The following is a 16,195-nucleotide window of genomic DNA, read 5'->3' as shown; positions in this document are numbered from 1 at the left end:
ATGCCCGTGGCGCGCCGGAGCCCCCACGGTCCGCGCGCCGTCCGCGTACCGACGGCCCGGGAGGCAGCTGGTGAAGGCATGGCGCGTACACGCGAACGGCGAACCGCGTGAGGTGATGCGGCTGGAGGAGGTGCCGGAGCCACAGGCCGGTCCCGGGCAGCTGCTGCTGCGGGTGCGGGCCGCGAACGTCAACTTCCCGGACGCGCTGCTCTGCCGCGGCCAGTACCAGGTCCGCCCGCCGCTGCCGTTCACCCCTGGTGTGGAGATCTGCGGCGAGGTGCTGGCCGTGGGCGAGGGCGCGCGCGGCGCCGTCGGACAGCGGGTGCTGGCCCAACCGCCGCTGCCGGACGGTGGGTTCGCCGAGCGGGTGGCCGTGGACGCCGCGACCGTGCGCCCGGCGCCCGGATCCCTGGACGACGCCGAGGCCGCCGCCCTCCACATCGGCTACCAGACCGGCTGGTTCGGCCTCCACCGCAGGGCCCGCATCCAGCCGGGGGAGACCCTGCTGGTGCACGCCGCGGCCGGTGGCGTCGGCAGCGCCGCCGTCCAGCTCGGCAAGGCCGCGGGCGCCCGGGTGATCGGCGTCGCCGGGGGCGCCGAGAAGGTCCGCGTCGCCCGCGAACTGGGCTGCGACCTCGTCCTCGACCGGCGCGCCGACGACCTCGTCGCCGCCGTGAAGGACGCCACCGACGGCCGCGGCGCCGATGTCGTCTACGACCCGGTCGGCGGCGACGCGTACGCCAAATCCGTCAAGTGCATCGCCTTCGAGGGGCGCATCGTCGTCGTCGGTTTCGCCAGCGGCGCGATCCCCACCGCCGCCCTCAACCACGCGCTGGTCAAGAACTACGCGGTCCTCGGCCTCCACTGGGGCCTCTACAACACCAAGGACCCGGACGCCGTCGACGCCTGCCACGAAGCCCTCACCGAACTGGCCGCCAAGGGCGCCGTCGCCCCGCTGATCGGCGAGCGCGTCCCGTTCGACGGCGCCGCCGACGCCGTGCAGCGGGTCGCCGACGGCACCACCACCGGCCGCCTCGTCGTCCTGCCCGGGGCGGAGGCGGGACGATGACCGACGCCGCCGACCTGCGCGAGCGCACCGCCCGGCTGCTGGCCGCGCACCCGCCCGCCACCACCGCGCCCCTCGACTTCCTGCGGGCCCGCTTCGACGCCGGGCTCGCCTGGGTCCACTTCCCCGAAGGGCTCGGCGGGCTCGACGCGCCGCGCGCCCTGCAACCGGTCGTCGACGCCGAACTGGCCGCCGCGGGCGCCCCCGGCAACAACCCCGGCCGCCTCGCCATCGGCCTGGGCATGGCCGCCCCCACTCTGCTGCGCCACGGCACCGAGGAACAGCGGCGCCGCCATCTGCGACCGCTGTGGACCGGCGAGGAGGTCTGGTGCCAGCTGTTCAGCGAACCGGGCGCCGGATCCGACCTCGCGGCGCTCGCCACCCGCGCCGTCCGCGACGGCGACCGCTGGGTGATCGACGGCCAGAAGGTCTGGACGTCCAGCGCCCACCTCGCCCGCTGGGCCATCCTCGTGGCCCGCACCGACCCCTCGCTCCCCAAACACCAGGGCCTGACGTACTTCATCTGCGACATGACCGCGCCGGGCGTGGAGGTCCGGCCGCTGCGGCAGATCACCGGGGAGGCCGAGTTCAACGAGGTCTTCCTCACCGGCGTCTCGCTCCCCGACAGCCACCGCGTCGGCGAGGTCGGCCAGGGCTGGGAGGTGGCCCGCACCACCCTGATGAACGAGCGGGTCGCCATCGGCGGCGCCGCCACCCCGCGCGAGGGCGGCATGATCGGCATCGCCGCCGCCGACTGGCGCGCCCGCCCCGACCTGCGCACCCACGACCTCCACCAGCGGCTGCTCACGCTCTGGGTGGAGGCCGAGGTCACCCGGCTCACCGGCGAACGGCTGCGCCAGCAACTCGCCAAGGGCGCCCCGGGCCCCGAGGGCAGCGGTATGAAGCTCGCCTTCGCCCGCCTCGCCCAGCAGATCAGCGGCTGGGACCTGGAGTTCCTCGCCGAGGACGGCCTGACGTACGACGACTGGGCGCTGCGCCGCCCCGAATCCGTCGACTTCACCGGACGCGAGGCCGGCTACCGCTATCTGCGCGCCAAGGGGAACTCCATCGAAGGAGGCACCTCGGAGGTGCTGCTCAACATCGTCGCCGAACGCGTCCTCGGACTCCCGCCCGAGCCGCGCACCGACAAGGACGTCGCGTGGAAGGACCTCCCCCGATGACCGCCGACACCCCCGCGGCCGACCTGCTCTACGGCGAGAGCGAGGACGATCTGCGCGCCGCCGTCCGCGCCCTGCTCGCCGCCCGCAGCGACCCCGCCACCGTCCTCGCCGACCTGGAGGCGGGCCGCGCCTGCGACACCGGGCTGTGGGACGCGCTGGCGAACGGCATCGGCGCCGCCGGGCTGCTGATCCCCGAGGAGTTCGGCGGCGCGGGCGCGAGCGCCCGGGAAGCCGCCGTCGTCCTGGAGGAGACCGGCCGCTCCGTCGCCCGGGTGCCCTACCTGACCGGCGCCGTCGTCGCCGTCACCGCGCTGCTGGGCTGCGGCACCGGGCGACCGCCGGTCGGCGCGCTGCTCACCCGGCTCGCCGCGGGTACCGTCGCCGTCCTAGCCGTGCCGCTGCCCACCGCCCCCGACCAGCCGTTCCGGACGGCCCGGCCGACGGTCCGGGCCACGGCGGACGGCACCCTCCACGGCACGGTCACCACCGTCGCCGACGCCGTCTGCGCCGAGGTGCTGCTCGTCCCCGCAGACGGTCCGGACGGACCCGCCCTCTACGCGGTCGAGGTGCCCGCCGCGGGCGTGGCCACCACCTCGCTCACCCCGCTCGACCTGACCCGCCCGCTCGCCACCCTCACCCTGGACGGCGCCGCCGGGACACCGCTGGCCACCGGGGAACGGGCCGTCGCGGCGGTGCGCGGGGCGCTCACCGCGGGCGCCGGGCTCCTCGCGTCGGAACAGCTCGGGATCGCCGAATGGTGCCTGACCACGGCGGTCGCGTACACCGGGACCCGCACCCAGTTCGGCCGTCCGGTCGGCTCCTTCCAGGCGCTCAAACACCGGATGGCCACGCTCTGGCTCGATATCGCCTCCGCCCGCGCCGCGGCCCGCAACGCCGCCGACGCGCTGGCCACCGGCAGCCCGGACGCACCGGTCGCCGTCGCGGTGGCCCAGGCGTACTGCGCGCCGGTCGCGGTGCGCGCCGCCGAGGAGTGCCTCCAGCTGCACGGCGGCACCGGCATGACATGGGAGCACCCGGTGCACCTCTTCCTGAAGCGGGCCAAGAGCGACGAGAGCGCGTTCGGCGCCCCGGGTCGCCACCGCGCGGCCCTGGCGGAGCTGGTGGACCTGCCCGCACCGTGACCGCCCGGGCGGGCGGCGGCACACCACGGCCGCCGCCCGCCCCGGCTCCCGGGCAGCCGCTGTCGCTTCCCGCCGTCGCGGCTGATGTCTTGAATACGCCGTTCGGGTAGCGTCGTGGGCATGAAGACCGTCAGCCACCGTGTGCTGCTCCTCCCCCTCCTGGCCCTGCTGGCCGCGCTGCTGGTGCCCGCCGTGGCACCGGCGTCCACGGCGCGGGCGGCGGGCGGGCTCGACGAGGCGGCCGCCGCCCTCCGCAAGGGTCCCGTCTACGTCGACCCGCGCGCCGCCTCCCAGCTGCCCCGCGACCGGGCCGACGCCCTGGCCAAGAAGATCGAGAACTCCGGTAAGCCGGTCTTCGTCGCGGTGCTGCCCCGCACCGCCGAGTACCGCCCCGACACCCTGCTGCGCGATCTGCGCACCAAGACCGGCATCAGCGGCGTCTACGCCGTGGAGCTGGGCGACGGCTTCAACGCCGGGGCCGACGCCCGGGTGATGTCGCGCGGTTCGGTGCAGAACCTCGTCGGCGCGGTGAAGCGCTCCGGGTACCCGTCCGTCGATGAGCGGCTGAACAGCTTCGTCGACACCGCGATCCAGCAGGCGAACGGCCACGCCCCGGCCGCCTGGGAGGGCGACGGCGGCGGGGGCCCCGGCACCGGCACCCTCGTCGGGCTGGGCGTGCTGGCCGTCGTCGGCGGTGGCGGCGCCTACGCCCTCACCCGCCGCAACCGGCGCCGCCGCGCCGAGCGGGAGCGCGCCGCCCTGGAGGACCTGCGGGTCGTCGTCGACGAGGACATCACCGCCTTCGGCGAGGAGCTGGACCGGCTGGACTTCCGGCCCGGTGAGCCCGGCGCCGACGACGCGATGCGCGACGACTACAGCCGTGCGCTCGACGCGTACGAGACCGCCAAGTCGGCGATGGCGTCGGCCGAGCGGCCGGACGATGTGCGGGCGGTGACCGAGGCGCTGGAGGACGGACGGTTCTCGCTCGCGACGCTGGCCGCCCGCCGCACCGGCGCCCCGCTGCCCGAACGGCGCCTGCCGTGCTTCTTCGACCCGCGGCACGGACCGTCCGTGGTCGACGTGGAGTGGGCCCCGGCGGGCGGCGCCGCGCGCACCGTCCCGGTCTGCGCCGCCGACAAGGCGCGCCTGGACGACGGCCGCGAGCCGCTGGCCCGTACGGTCCGTACCGCCGAGGGCGACCGCCCCTACTGGGACGCCGGTCCCGCCTACGCGCCCTGGGCGGGCGGCTACTTCGGCGGCGGGCTGCTGCCCGCAATGCTGATGGGCACCGTGCTCGGCAATCTGATGACGGCCCCGCACGCCTACGGCGCGGACCTCGGCGGCACCGAGGGCGGCGAGTTCTCCGGCTCCGACTTCGACGCCGGTGACTTCGGCGGCGGCTTCGGGGACGGCGGTGGCTTCGGCGACGGCGGAGGCGGCGGGGGCGACTTCGGCGGCGGCTTCTGACGGCCGACGCGCGCGGTTTCTCCCGCGGAGTCAGTGACGGGGCCCGGCCTGCGACCGGGCCCTGTCCCGTACCACCCGCTTGATCCCCAGCGTCCGCGCGTACCGCGCCCGCGCCGCGAACTCCGCGTAGCGCCACACCGCCGGGCGGCCGACCTCCTTGCACAGGTGCAGCACCCGGTCCGGGCCCAGATGCACCCCGACGTGCGCGCCGTACCCTTCCGGGCGTCCGGCCACCGGCCCGCCGTCGAAGAGCACCAGATCCAGCGGGCGGGCCACCGTGACGCGGCGGGTGGCGGCGGTGTCCGCCCACAGCTCCGCCGACCGCAGCGGCGGCGCGGTCAGACCGTGGTGGCGCAGCACCGCGTACGCGTAGAGCTGGCAGTTGGCGCCCGCCGACAGATCGGGGGCGCCGCTCCCGTCCGATGACGGCCCATCAGGTGACCTGGCTCCCGGATGGCGGGCCGCCGAGTAGGCGATGTCGCGCAGGGCCGCGGGCAGCCCGCCGAACGGGTCGGGGCCGCAGGGCCCGGGGCCGGTGTTCCGCGTGTCGGACGTCATCGGGCCATCATCCCGCGGCGATCTTGCCCGCGCCGGCGGTGGCGGGGTCGAGGAGGCTCGACGGGCCGACGTCACCGACCCGCGAGGAGAGCCTCCATGCACCGTCGCCACCGCACCGCCGCCGTCCGGGGCGCGGCCGCCGCCGTCGTCCTGGCCGCCGTCACCCCGCTCGCCGCCGCCCACGCCACACCGTCCCCCGGCCCGGGCCCGCGGCCCACCGACCGCGCGATGCTCGACGCGATGCGGCGCGATCTGGGCCTCACCCCGGCGCAGGCGCGGGCCCGGCTCGCGCAGGAGACGGAGGCGGCGCGCGCGGCGAAGGCGGTGCGTCAGGCGCTCGCCGGTCGCGCCGCCGGAATGTGGTTCGACAAGAAGAGCGGCAAGCTCGTCGTCGCGGTCACCGGGGACGCGGACGCCAAGCTGGTGAAGGACGCCGGGGCCGTCGCACAGCGCGTCACCCACAGCCGGGCCCAGCTCACCGGGTTGCTGGCGCAGATCGACACCAAGGCGGGCAAGGGCGTGCCGGGCGTGACCGGGTGGGGCGTCGACGAGCGCGCCAACGCCCTCACCGTCCGCGTCGACACCCGCACCCGGACCGCCGCCACCGACTCCTTCGTCGAGGAGGCCCAGCAACTCGGCGCCCCCACCGGCATCCCGGTCCGGGTCGTCCGCGCCGCTGACGCGCCGCGCCAGCAGGGCGGCACCGTCGTCGGCGGCGAGAGGTGGTCACCGGGCGAGGAGGGCATCTGCTCCATCGGCTTCTCGGTGACCGGCGGTGGCCGCCGCGGCTTCCTGACGGCCGGTCACTGCACCGAGACCGCGGACCAGGCGGCGTACGGCAAGGACGGCAGCCGGATGGGCACCTCCAACCGCGGCGGCACCCACAGCGTGGACGGCCGCGAGGGCGACTTCGGCCTCGTCGACGTGGACCAACCGGCCTGGAAGCTCAGCCCCGACGTGGCCGGTCAGAGCGGCGCCCCGGTCGCCGTCACCGGCTCCCAGGAGGGCATCGTCGGCACCTCCGTGTGCCGCTCGGGCGAGGCCAGCGGCTGGCACTGCGGGGAGATCACCGCCGTCGACCAGACCGTGGACTACGACGGCGGTGTGGTGGTCGACGGGCTGTCCTTCACCGACGCCTGCTCCACCGCGGGTGACTCCGGCGGCTCGTACGTCACCCAGCCCGGCGACCCGAAGGCGGTCGGCATCCACTCCGGCGGCGGGACCGCGACGTGCAGCACCGGCGGCGACACCATGACGGTCTTCCAGCCGGTCGACGAGGCGCTGACGAAGTGGCAGCTCACCCTGACGACCGCGGGCACCTGAACCGGCCCCGCAACAACGGCAGTCGGCACCGGGGCCCCGGATCCGTGCGGGTCCGGGGCCCCGGGAGGCTCAGCGGACCCGCACCGTCGCGACGCCCGAGGTCCGCCAGCGCTGCGGGTGCCGGTCGTGCGGCCCGGTCAGCCCGTACGCCACCGCACGGAACTCCACCGGGCCGCGCCGCGCGCTCCTCGGGTGCGCCACGGCCCGCGCCTCCGGGCCGCCCCGCTCGACGACGGCGCCGCAGGCCACCTGGTGCCAGGGCTGTCCGTGGCCGCGTTCCTGGAGGCACACCCGCAGGTAGGAGGCGGCGTCGTCGTCCCCGTACGCGGAGACCGTGAAGGTCTTGCCGACGGCCGCGGTGCGGGGCGCCGTCACCTCCGCGGTGCCCTTGGCGTGTGCGGGCACCGCGGTGAGCGCCAGCGTCGCCAGCCCCAGCGCGGCGGTCACGGCCACCCGCCGCCCGCCCGGTGTGTGCCTCGTCCGTGTCCCGGTCTTCGTCGTCCTGGTCATGGGCTTCCCTTCCCGCGGCGCCTTCTCCGGACGGCGGCCACGGAGCATCTCGTCGTGCACGCATGGTGTGACGGTCGAGCGGGAGCGGCCCGTGGGTGGCGTGTCCCGCACCCCTCCAGAGGGCCGGAGCCCGCGGCGGGTTCCGTCCGAAGTGGGCGGCATTACCGATTCCTGACCCTTCGCCGCCGTGGCGCGGCCCGGACGGCGGGGCGCGGTCAGGTCGGGACGGTCCCGGTACGCACCGGAAGGCGGTCCTCCGCCCGCTGGAGCGCCCGGAACTCGTCGTACCAGGCCGGATTGGGGGCGGGCGTGCCGTCGGCGGAGGGCTGGGCGGTCAGGTTGGAGTAGACGCTGTTCAGCAGCCAGGGCTGGGACGTCGGCCCGAAGTCGTGGACCATCACCGGCCCCTGCACGACGCCGTACGCGGCGACCGTGAGGCGCCCGGTGGCCCGGAACCGCTGCATCTGGTGCGTCAGGAAGTTGCGGTGCGGGCCGAACCAGGCGCTGTCGAGCAGAAGGCGCTGCCAGTCGGCCTGCGGGAGCGGGTGGGCGGCGGCGTCCCGGAGCGCCCGCCAGACCGGGGTGTCCGCCGGTATGCCGCGGCTGTGCGCGAACGAGGCGGGGACCCGGTCCTTCAGATGCCGCTTCCAGAGCCGCACCAGGGAGAACTCGGTGGCCAGAAAGCGCTGTTCGGGGCGGAGGCGGGGGAGGACGTACCGGAGGAACGCCTCGGTGTCCTCGATCGCGGCGACATGGGGGTGGATGTCGACGCCCTCGATCTCGTGGGTGTCGTGGACGAAGGTCAGCCAGCGGGCGTGCGCGGCGTCGTGGGTGGCCGGGTTCTCCAGATCGTTGAGGGCGCCCATGTAGAGCCGGGTGCGGCAGCCGTCGGGGAAGCGCTTCCGGCGCCGCTCGACGATGTGCCGGGCGAGCGCCTCGTAGAAGGCGTTGAAGCGGCCGCGTCGCCGGTCGTCGGCGCGGGATTCGAGGAACGGTTCGTTGCCGATGCCGAGGATGTCCACCGTGCCGAGCGTGGCGTCGAGGACCTGGTCGACGCGGTTCAGCTCGGTGTCCATGGCGGCGCTGCCGGGGGCGGGCAGCGGGCGCCGGGTGAAGGGGAACTTCAGCGACAGCACGGTGCCGTACCCGGCGCGCCCCGCGGCCAGCAGGGCGGCGATGCCCCGCTGCCGGTCGGCGTGGCCGTCCCTGACCTCGGGCATCGGCACGAAACCGCGGACCCAACCGGCCTGGACGCCCTTCAGCCGGTCGAGGGTGGTGCCGCGCGGATCCTCGTTGAAGTTCGCGGCGAGGACCCCGGCGGGGGCGTGCCCGGGGGCCGGGGAGCCGGATTGCGTACCGCCGTTCCCGGCCGGGCGCCCGTCGGACGTGGAACATCCGGCGGCCAGCAGCGCCCCGGCCGCGGACATGCTCCACAGGACCCGCCTGCGCGTCGGTGCCCCGTCCCGCTCGTGCGCCATCTCCGCCACGCTCCTCGCCCCTCGCCCGGTAGTGATCTTCCGTGCACCCTAGGGGCGTTCGGCCCGCGGAACGGTCCGGGGGAACGGGGGCGGGCACGCCCTACGGCCGGGCGCGGAACACCCCGCCGCAGTCCTCCGGCCGCCGCAGCCCGTGCTCGCACCGCCACCGGATCTGCGTGACCAGATCCACCTGGAGGTGCTGGGTGCCGGGACCGGTGCCCGGCCCGCCCTCGGTGACCAGTGGCGCGGCGTTGAGCCGGGTGTGGTGCACCGTGCCGTCGTCGGTGGTGAACTGCGCCGCCAGGTCCCAGGTGCAGTACCTGCCGGGCGGGGCGACACCCAGCACGCTCAGGGTCTGCGGGGGCGCCGCGCCGCCGAGCGGCACGGTGTGGTGCGCGAAGTACGGCTCGCCCCGGTGCGGATCCTCGGAGTCGGTGATGAACCCGTTCGGCGCTCCGGCGGGCTGCTCCAGCTCGAACGCCAGCCCCTTGATCGGCGAATCACCCTGGGCGGGGGTGTGGATCTCGGCGACCATCGCGGAGTTCCGGCAGCGGATGTGCGTCGGGGCGATGCCGGTCACGGTGATGATCGAGCTGCTGTCGCTGACCAGGTCGACGTAGTTGACCTGCCCGTTGCCCGGTGCGGTGTCCCGCAGACCGAAGCCGGAGGCGGCCACGCTGTCCCGCAGTACGGCGGCGTCGTACTCGCCGCGGTGGACGCCGTCGATCTGGCGCGGGGTGAGCGGCGTCCGGGAGAAGGCGGAGTACGGCGGCCCGTAGGCGGTGCGGGGGAGCGGCCGGAACGCGGCGTGCAGGTAGCCCTTCTCCGCGTCGAGGGCGCTCTGTGCGTCATCCCCGATCCGTGCCTCCGTCCCGGCCGTGAAGTAGGACCGCGCCAGCCCCAGACCCACCAGGAACGCCGAGGTCAAAAGGGCGACGGCATAGGTGGCCAGCCGCTTCCCGCGGCTCAGCCCGGCCGACTCCGGACGGACGGTGTCGGCGACGAACCGTGCTCCGCTCCGGATCCGCCGCCGGGCCTGCGCGCCCCGCCCCTGCCCCGTCCCCCCGCTCGGATCGTCGCTCACGGTCGCCCCCGTCCCGTAGGGGCAGCAGTCTGCCACCGGGATCGACGCTCCGGAACGGCTGCCGCGGGGGTGTCCAGGGGGCATGGCGGGCCACCGGCCGGTACCGGCCATTACCAGAACCGCCCCGCTTCATCGGCGCACCTTTACGTACGCTTTAATTGCGTTGACCATGCAATAACGATCCCTATGCAGAGGAGTCACAAGGATGACGGCCCGGTTCCCACGGGGAGCCGCCGCGGTGACGCTGGCGGCCGGCCTCGCGCTGAGCGCGACGGCCTGTTCCACACCGGACGACGGCAAGTCCGCCACCGGACGCACGGACTCCGCGGTGGTCGGCATCGCGTACGAACCGGAGACGCTCAGCCCGCTCCTCGGCTACGGCAAGGACGGCAACTCCAAGATCTTCGACGGGCTGCTCACCCACGACGCCGGGATGCACCTCCGGCCCGCCCTCGCCACCGCGCTGCCCAAGGTCACCGACGGCGGCCGGACCTACACCTTCGACCTCCGCCGGGGTGTGACCTTCAGCGACGGCAAGCCCTTCAGCGCCGACGACGTCGTCTTCACCTACTCCACCATCCTCGACTCCAAGACCAACAACGCCTCCAAGGCGGAGCTGGACGCCCTGCGGAACGTCGAGAAGAAGGACGACCACACCGTCGTCTTCCACCTCAAGTACCCCTACGCGCCGTTCGCCGAGCGCGCCGTCCTGCCCATCGCCCCGCAGCACATCGCGGGCAAGCAGGACATCAACCACGGCTCCTTCACCACCAAGCCGATAGGCACCGGCCCCTACGTCCTCACCCGCTGGTCCAAGGGCGAGAAGCTCACCTTCAAGGCCAACCCGCACTACTGGGGCGGCGCGCCGAAGGTGAAGAACTTCACCATGGCGATCATCAAGGACGACGACATCCGCGCCACCCGGCTGCGCTCCGGCGACCTCGACGGCGCCATCCTGCCGCCGGAGCTCGCCGCCACCTTCAAGGGCGACAAGCACCGCACCACCGTCACCGCCACCACCTTCGACTACCGCAACGTCACGCTGCCCACCGGCAACCCGGTCACCGGCGCCAAGGCCGTCCGCCGCGCCCTCGACCTCGCCGTCGACCGCGAGGCCATGGTCAAGGGCATCCTCAACGGCGCCGGAAAGCCCGCCTACGGGCCGGTGCCCACCGACAGCCCCTGGTTCGCGAAGGGCACCGAGCGCCCGCACGACCTGAAGAAGGCCGAGCGGATCCTCGACGACGCCGGGTGGAAGAAGGGCCCGGACGGCATCCGCACCAAGGGCCACCAGCGCGCCTCGTTCACCCTCTGGTACCTCTCCGGCGACAAGCTCCGCCAGGAGCACGCCCTCGCCTTCGCCTCCGACGCGAAGAAGGCCGGTATCGAGGCCAAGGTCGAATCCGGCACCTGGGAGGCGATCGAGCCGCGGATGGCCAAGGACGCCGTCCTCGCCGGTGGCGGCAGCCCCGCCGACCCCGACTTCGACCAGTACCTCCTGCTGCACTCCTCGCTCGCCGGGGACGGCTTCAACAACATGTCGCGCTACGCCGACAAGACCGTCGACGCCAAGCTCACCGAGGCCCGCCGCACCGACGACCAGGCCACCCGCAAGGCCGCCTACGACGCCGTCCAGCGCCGCCTCGTCGAGAACCCCGCCTACACCTTCCTCACCCACGTCGACCACGTCTATGTGGTCGCCGACCGCTGGAAGAACCTGACCACCCAGACCGAACCGCACGACCACGGCCTGGCCTCCGGCCCCTGGTGGAACGTCGAGGACTGGCAGCCCGCCACGTGATGCCCCGCGCCTCCCTGCCCTGGGCGGCGATGGCGCGGATGACCGGCCGGCGGGCGCTGCTCGCCGTGCCGGTCCTCCTCGCCGTCACCTTCGGGGTCTTCGCCGTCGCCGCGGCCTCCCCCTTCGACCCGGTCCGCGCCTACGCGGGCGACGCCGGGCTCACCGCCTCCCAGGCCAACCTCGACCAACTGCGCCACAACCTCGGCGTCGACCAGCCGCTGATCGGCCGCTGGTGGCACTGGCTGACCGCCGCGCTCACCGGAGACCTCGGCGACTCCGCCACGCTCCGGGCACCCGTCACCCAGGTCATCGGCGAACGCCTGGGCTGGTCCGTCCTGCTCTGCGCGCTCGCCTTCCTCCTCGCCGTCGCCGTCGGCACCGCCCTCGGGGTGGCCGCCGCCCGCCGCCGCGGCGGACTCCTCGACCGCGCCGTCACCTCCCTCGCCTACACCCTGGAAGCCGCGCCGCCGTTCTGGCTCGGCCTCCTCGCCGTCTGGCTGTTCGCCCTGAAACTCGGCGTCCTCCCGGCGGGCGGCCTCACCGACACCGGCACCGACCTCGCCACCCCCGGCCAGATCGCCCGCCATGTGGCGCTGCCCGCCCTCGTCCTCGCCGTCTCCCAGCTCCCGTGGTTCGTGCTGTACGTACGGCAGGGCGTCGGGGACGCGCTGGAGGAGGACCCGGTGCGCGGCGCCCGCGCCCGTGGCCTGCGCGAACGCACCGTGCTGCTGCACCACGCGCTCCGCTCCGGACTGCTGCCGGTCCTCACCCTCATCGGCTCCCGGGTGCCGGAACTGATCACCGGCGCGCTGCTGGTCGAGACGGTCTTCAGCTGGCCGGGCATCGCCGCCGCCACCGTCGAGGCGGCGACCGCCGTGGACTTCCCGCTGCTCGCCGCCCTCACCGTCCTCGCCACCGCCGCCGTCCTCGCCGGCAACCTCCTCTCCGACCTGCTGTACGGTCTCGCCGATCCCAGGGTGGGCTTCGATGGCTGACTCGCACACCTCCACCCGACAGGAAGCCACCGCGGCACCCGGACCGGGCACCGCGCCCGGGACCGGCGCCGCGCTCGCGCCGGGCGTGACCTGGCACCGGCGGCCCGGCACCGGCCACCGGCGGCGCACCCGCACCGTGCGGGTGTGGGTCAGCGCCGGTCTCGTCGCCGCCGTGGTCCTCGCCGTGCTCGTCGTCCCGCTGCTCGTCCCGCTGGACAACCAATCCGTCGACCTGGCCCGGAAACTCCAGGCCCCCTCGCTGTCGCACCCCTTCGGCACCGACGAGGTCGGCCGCGATCTGCTGCTGCGCTGCGTCTACGGTCTGCGGGTCTCGCTGCTGGTGGGCGTGGTCGCCGCGCTGGTCGCCGTCGGGCTGGGCACCGCGGTCGGGGCGCTCGCCGGGGCGCTCGGCGGCTGGGCGGACCGCGCCGTGATGCGTCTCGTCGACCTCTTCTCCTCCGTGCCCCATCTGCTGCTGGGCATCTTCATCGTGGCGATGTTCCGGCCCGGCGTCTGGCCGGTGATCCTCTCCGTGGCGCTGACCCACTGGCTCTCCACGGCCCGGATCGTCCGCGCCGAGGTGCTGTCGCTCCGCTCCCGCCCCCATATCGACGCGGCGATCTCCGGCGGCGCCTCCCGTTGGCGGGTGGCCGTACGGCATCTGCTGCCCGGTGTGCTGCCGCAGGCCGGACTGGCCGCGGTGCTGATGGTGCCGCACGCCATCTGGCACGAGTCCGCGCTCTCCTTCCTGGGCCTGGGCCTCCCGGCGCACGAGGCGAGCCTCGGCATCATGGTCAACGCCGCCCGCGGCTCGCTGCTGGCCGGTGCCTGGTGGCCGACGCTCTTCCCCGGTCTCTTCCTCATCGTGCCGACCCTCGCCCTCGCCGGTCTGGCCGGTGCCTGGCGGGAGCGGATCAACCCCCGCCGCCGATCGGAGCTGATGCTGTGACCGCGCCCCGCACCACCGCACCGCCCGCCCCCGTTCTGTCGGTGCGTGAGCTGTCGGTCCGCTTCCGGATGCGCGGCGGCCACCACGTCCGGGCCGTCTCCGGCGCCTCCTTCGACCTGGCGCCGGGCAGCTGCCTCGCCCTCGTCGGCGAGAGCGGCTGCGGCAAGTCCGTCCTCGCCTCCGCACTGCTCGGCCTGCTGCCGGGCAACGCCGAGACGTCCGGCGCGGCCCATCTGACCGCCGCCGACGGCGCACCCGCCGTGGAACTGCTCACCGCCGACGAACCGCTGCTGGCCCGCACCGTCCGCGGTCGCCGCATCGGCCTCGTCCCGCAGAGCCCCGCCGCCCACCTCACGCCCGTCCGCACCATCCGCGCCCAACTGGAGGAGACGGTGCGGGAACTGGGCGGCGGACCGGCCGCACCCGCGGCGGGCGCGGCGCGCGGCACGTCCGCCGCACGGCGACCCGGGCGGCGCGCGGCCCGGGAGGCGCTGCGCGCGGCGGCGGAACGGGCCGCGGACCGCGCCGCGTTCCCCCTCGACCACCTAGACCGCTATCCGCACCAGCTCTCCGGCGGCCTCGCCCAGCGCGCGGCGAGCGCCCTCGCGCTGGTCGGCGACGCCCGGCTGCTGCTCGCCGACGAACCCACCACCGGCCTCGACCGGGACCTCGTCGCCCGCACCGTCGACGCGCTCCGCGCGCACGCCGACGACGGCCGGGCGCTGCTGATGATCACCCACGATCTGGCCGCCGCCGAGCGGATCGCCGACCACGTGGCCGTCATGTACGCGGGCCGGATCGTCGAACACGCCGACGCCGCCACCTTCTTCGGCACCCCCGGCCCCCGCCACCCCTACGCCCGCGGGCTGCTGGACGCGCTGCCCGGCCGCGCCTTCGCCCCGATCCCCGGACTGCCGCCCGAGCTGGGCGCCCTGCCGGACGGCTGCGCCTTCGCCGCCCGCTGCCCCCGCGCGGACGCCCGGTGCGCCGTCCGCCCGGAACCGTCCGACGGCGTCGCCTGCCACCATCCGCACCCCGGCCCGCCACCGGCCGACGCCCCCGAGAAGTCCGAGGAGAAGGGCGACCGCCGTGCTCGAACTGCGTGACATCACCGCCGGATACGAGCGGCGGCGCCCGGTCGTCTCCGGTGTCTCCCTGACCGTGGCGCCCGGCGAGTCGGTCGGGCTGCTCGGCCCGAGCGGCTGCGGCAAGTCGACCCTGGCCCGGGTCGCGGCGCTGCTGCACCGGCCGGACGCCGGAACGGTGACCGTGGACGGGGTGGCTGCCCCGGGCTGGCGCCACCGCGCCCCCCGCGCCCTGCGGACCTCCTTCGGTGTCGTCTTCCAGCAACCCCGGCTCTCCGCCGACCCCCGGCTACGCCTCGCCGACCTCATCGCCGAACCGCTGCGCGCCACCGGGCGCCGCGCCCAGGCGTCCGCCGCCGTCGCGGAGCTGGCGCCCGCCGTCGGCCTCACCGCCGATCTGCTCACCCGCCGCCCGCACGAGGTCAGCGACGGACAGCTGCAACGCGCCTGCCTCGCCCGCGCGCTGGTGCTGGAGCCGCGCTGGCTGATCTGCGACGAGATGACCGCGATGCTGGACGCCTCCACCACCGCGGCGCTGGTCGCCGTCGTGGAGGCGTACCGCGCCCGCACCGGCGCCGGTCTCCTCGCCGTCGGCCACGACCGCACCCTCCTGGAGCGCTGGTGCGACCGGACGGTGCGCTGGTCCGACCTGGCGGGGACGGAGCGGGTCACGGCACCGGGGGAGGGGCCCGCGGCGGCGTGAGACCGCCGGGCCCGGACCGCTACCCCCGGCCCTCCGCCGCCGCGGCGAGCAGGACGCGGGCCAGCTCCTCCGGCCGGGAGACCATCGGCCAGTGCCCCGTGTCGAGATCGACGCGGCGCCAGGTGCCGCACGTCAGCAGCTCGGCCACCGTGGTCTTCGGCTCCGGGCCGTCGAGCAGGCACTTGACGTAGGTGGCGGGCAGGGCGCCGAGCGGGCGCGTCAGCGTCGCGGGCTCCGCCAACGAGGCACCCGGATGCGGTGTGGCGCCCGCCACGAGCCGGGCGATCTGTGCGTCGGAGAGCCCCTGACCGGCGAGGTCCGCGGCGGTCGGCGGCGGCCACCGGCCGTCGTGCGCGGCGAGCACCGCGGCCAGCCGCTCCGGCCCCTCCCACCAGCCGGAGACGAACGACTCCCCGTCGACCGGCACCTCGGAGTCGACGAAGACCACCCGGGAGAGCCGCCCGCCGATCCGCTCGGCCGCCTGACCCACCGGTATGCCCGAGTAGCTGTGCCCGACCAGGACCACGTCGTGCAGATCGCGCCGGACGACCTCGTCGACGATGTCCCGCACATGGGTCTCCTGCCCGGCCGGGACACCCCGCCTCTCCGCGACACCGCTCAGCGTCAGCGGATGCGCGCCGTGCCCCGCCGCGGCCAGCAGCCGCGCCACATCGCCCCACACCCAGGCCCCGAGCCAGGCCCCCGCCACCATCACGAAGTGCGTCATGTGGGCAACGTAACCGAGGGGTCTGACAACGCCCGCCCACCGGCGGGCGAAAGCCGTCCGGCGACGGCCCGGGGCCGGGCCCGGCGGACACCCGGACCCGGCCCCGTATGCGGTCGTCGGCGCAGC

15 protein-coding genes are annotated in these 16,195 nt (G+C 75.3%); 10 read left to right on the top strand and 5 right to left on the bottom strand.

Features of this window, described 5'->3' with window-relative positions; all coding sequences use genetic code 11:
• Positions 1 to 70: 70 nt before the first annotated feature.
• From IF23_RS0103565 to IF23_RS0103550, 4 genes are all read left to right on the top strand, one after another.
• A complete protein-coding gene (locus IF23_RS0103565; protein WP_030279636.1) occupies positions 71 to 1,069 on the top strand; it encodes an NADPH:quinone oxidoreductase family protein in 999 nt (332 codons plus the stop codon).
• A complete protein-coding gene (locus IF23_RS0103560) occupies positions 1,066 to 2,247 on the top strand; it encodes an acyl-CoA dehydrogenase family protein (protein ID WP_030279634.1) in 1,182 nt (393 codons plus the stop codon). Before IF23_RS0103565 ends, IF23_RS0103560 begins: the two co-directional genes overlap by 4 nt.
• Complete coding sequence (locus tag IF23_RS0103555) at positions 2,244 to 3,389, top strand: acyl-CoA dehydrogenase family protein (protein ID WP_030279633.1); 1,146 nt, start codon at positions 2,244 to 2,246, stop codon at positions 3,387 to 3,389. Before IF23_RS0103560 ends, IF23_RS0103555 begins: the two co-directional genes overlap by 4 nt.
• A 120-nt stretch (positions 3,390 to 3,509) precedes the next feature.
• Complete coding sequence (locus IF23_RS0103550; protein ID WP_030279632.1) at positions 3,510 to 4,856, top strand: hypothetical protein; 1,347 nt, start codon at positions 3,510 to 3,512, stop codon at positions 4,854 to 4,856.
• 30 nt (positions 4,857 to 4,886) lie between these two features.
• On the opposite strand, the gene IF23_RS0103545 is transcribed toward IF23_RS0103550, so the two are convergent.
• Positions 4,887 to 5,414, bottom strand: a complete 528-nt coding sequence (locus IF23_RS0103545; RefSeq protein WP_030279629.1) for a hypothetical protein — start codon at positions 5,412 to 5,414, stop codon at positions 4,887 to 4,889.
• A 96-nt stretch (positions 5,415 to 5,510) separates the two neighbouring features.
• Here IF23_RS0103545 and IF23_RS35320 point away from each other — a divergent pair, with 96 nt between their 5' ends.
• Positions 5,511 to 6,737 carry a S1 family peptidase gene (locus IF23_RS35320; protein WP_030279628.1) on the top strand — a complete coding sequence of 409 codons (1,227 nt, stop codon included), beginning with the start codon at positions 5,511 to 5,513 and terminating at the stop codon, positions 6,735 to 6,737.
• 69 nt (positions 6,738 to 6,806) lie between these two features.
• Here the strand turns inward: IF23_RS35320 and IF23_RS0103535 are convergent, their stop codons facing one another.
• From IF23_RS0103535 to IF23_RS0103525, 3 genes are all read right to left on the bottom strand, one after another.
• Entirely contained in the window at positions 6,807 to 7,247 is a 441-nt protein-coding gene (locus tag IF23_RS0103535; RefSeq protein WP_030279626.1) for a hypothetical protein, read from the bottom strand.
• A 215-nt stretch (positions 7,248 to 7,462) separates the two neighbouring features.
• A complete protein-coding gene (locus IF23_RS30870; protein WP_051739160.1) occupies positions 7,463 to 8,725 on the bottom strand; it encodes a hypothetical protein in 1,263 nt (420 codons plus the stop codon).
• Positions 8,726 to 8,825: 100 nt separating this feature from the next.
• The gene (locus IF23_RS0103525) at positions 8,826 to 9,809 is read right to left on the bottom strand and encodes a hypothetical protein (RefSeq protein ID WP_030279622.1); all 984 of its coding nucleotides are present in this window, start codon (positions 9,807 to 9,809) and stop codon (positions 8,826 to 8,828) included.
• Between the two features lie 205 nt (positions 9,810 to 10,014).
• Between IF23_RS0103525 and IF23_RS0103520 the strand changes: the two genes are divergently transcribed.
• The 5 genes from IF23_RS0103520 (at position 10,015) to IF23_RS0103500 (ending at position 15,342) form a co-directional block, all read left to right on the top strand.
• Positions 10,015 to 11,610 (top strand): ABC transporter substrate-binding protein, encoded by a 1,596-nt coding sequence (locus tag IF23_RS0103520; RefSeq protein ID WP_030279620.1) that lies wholly within the window; start codon positions 10,015 to 10,017, stop codon positions 11,608 to 11,610.
• The gene (locus tag IF23_RS0103515) at positions 11,610 to 12,605 is read left to right on the top strand and encodes an ABC transporter permease (RefSeq protein WP_030279618.1); all 996 of its coding nucleotides are present in this window, start codon (positions 11,610 to 11,612) and stop codon (positions 12,603 to 12,605) included. Before IF23_RS0103520 ends, IF23_RS0103515 begins: the two co-directional genes overlap by 1 nt.
• Positions 12,598 to 13,554, top strand: coding sequence for an ABC transporter permease (locus tag IF23_RS0103510; protein ID WP_030279616.1), 957 nt, complete (start codon positions 12,598 to 12,600; stop codon positions 13,552 to 13,554). Before IF23_RS0103515 ends, IF23_RS0103510 begins: the two co-directional genes overlap by 8 nt.
• 68 nt (positions 13,555 to 13,622) lie before the next feature.
• On the top strand, positions 13,623 to 14,660 hold the full coding sequence (locus IF23_RS0103505; protein ID WP_078653774.1) for an ABC transporter ATP-binding protein: 1,038 nt from the start codon (positions 13,623 to 13,625) through the stop codon (positions 14,658 to 14,660).
• Complete coding sequence (locus tag IF23_RS0103500) at positions 14,644 to 15,342, top strand: ABC transporter ATP-binding protein (RefSeq protein ID WP_030279612.1); 699 nt, start codon at positions 14,644 to 14,646, stop codon at positions 15,340 to 15,342. Before IF23_RS0103505 ends, IF23_RS0103500 begins: the two co-directional genes overlap by 17 nt.
• A 19-nt stretch (positions 15,343 to 15,361) precedes the next feature.
• Here the strand turns inward: IF23_RS0103500 and IF23_RS0103495 are convergent, their stop codons facing one another.
• Positions 15,362 to 16,069, bottom strand: coding sequence for an alpha/beta fold hydrolase (locus tag IF23_RS0103495; RefSeq protein ID WP_030279610.1), 708 nt, complete (start codon positions 16,067 to 16,069; stop codon positions 15,362 to 15,364).
• Between the last annotated feature and the right edge of the window lie 126 nt (positions 16,070 to 16,195).

The organism is Streptomyces catenulae (assembly GCF_000718015.1).
Classification (GTDB): domain Bacteria; phylum Actinomycetota; class Actinomycetes; order Streptomycetales; family Streptomycetaceae; genus Streptomyces; species Streptomyces catenulae.
The sequence above is the reverse complement of the archived record's forward strand: the minus strand, read 5'-3'. Positions and strand labels throughout refer to the sequence as shown.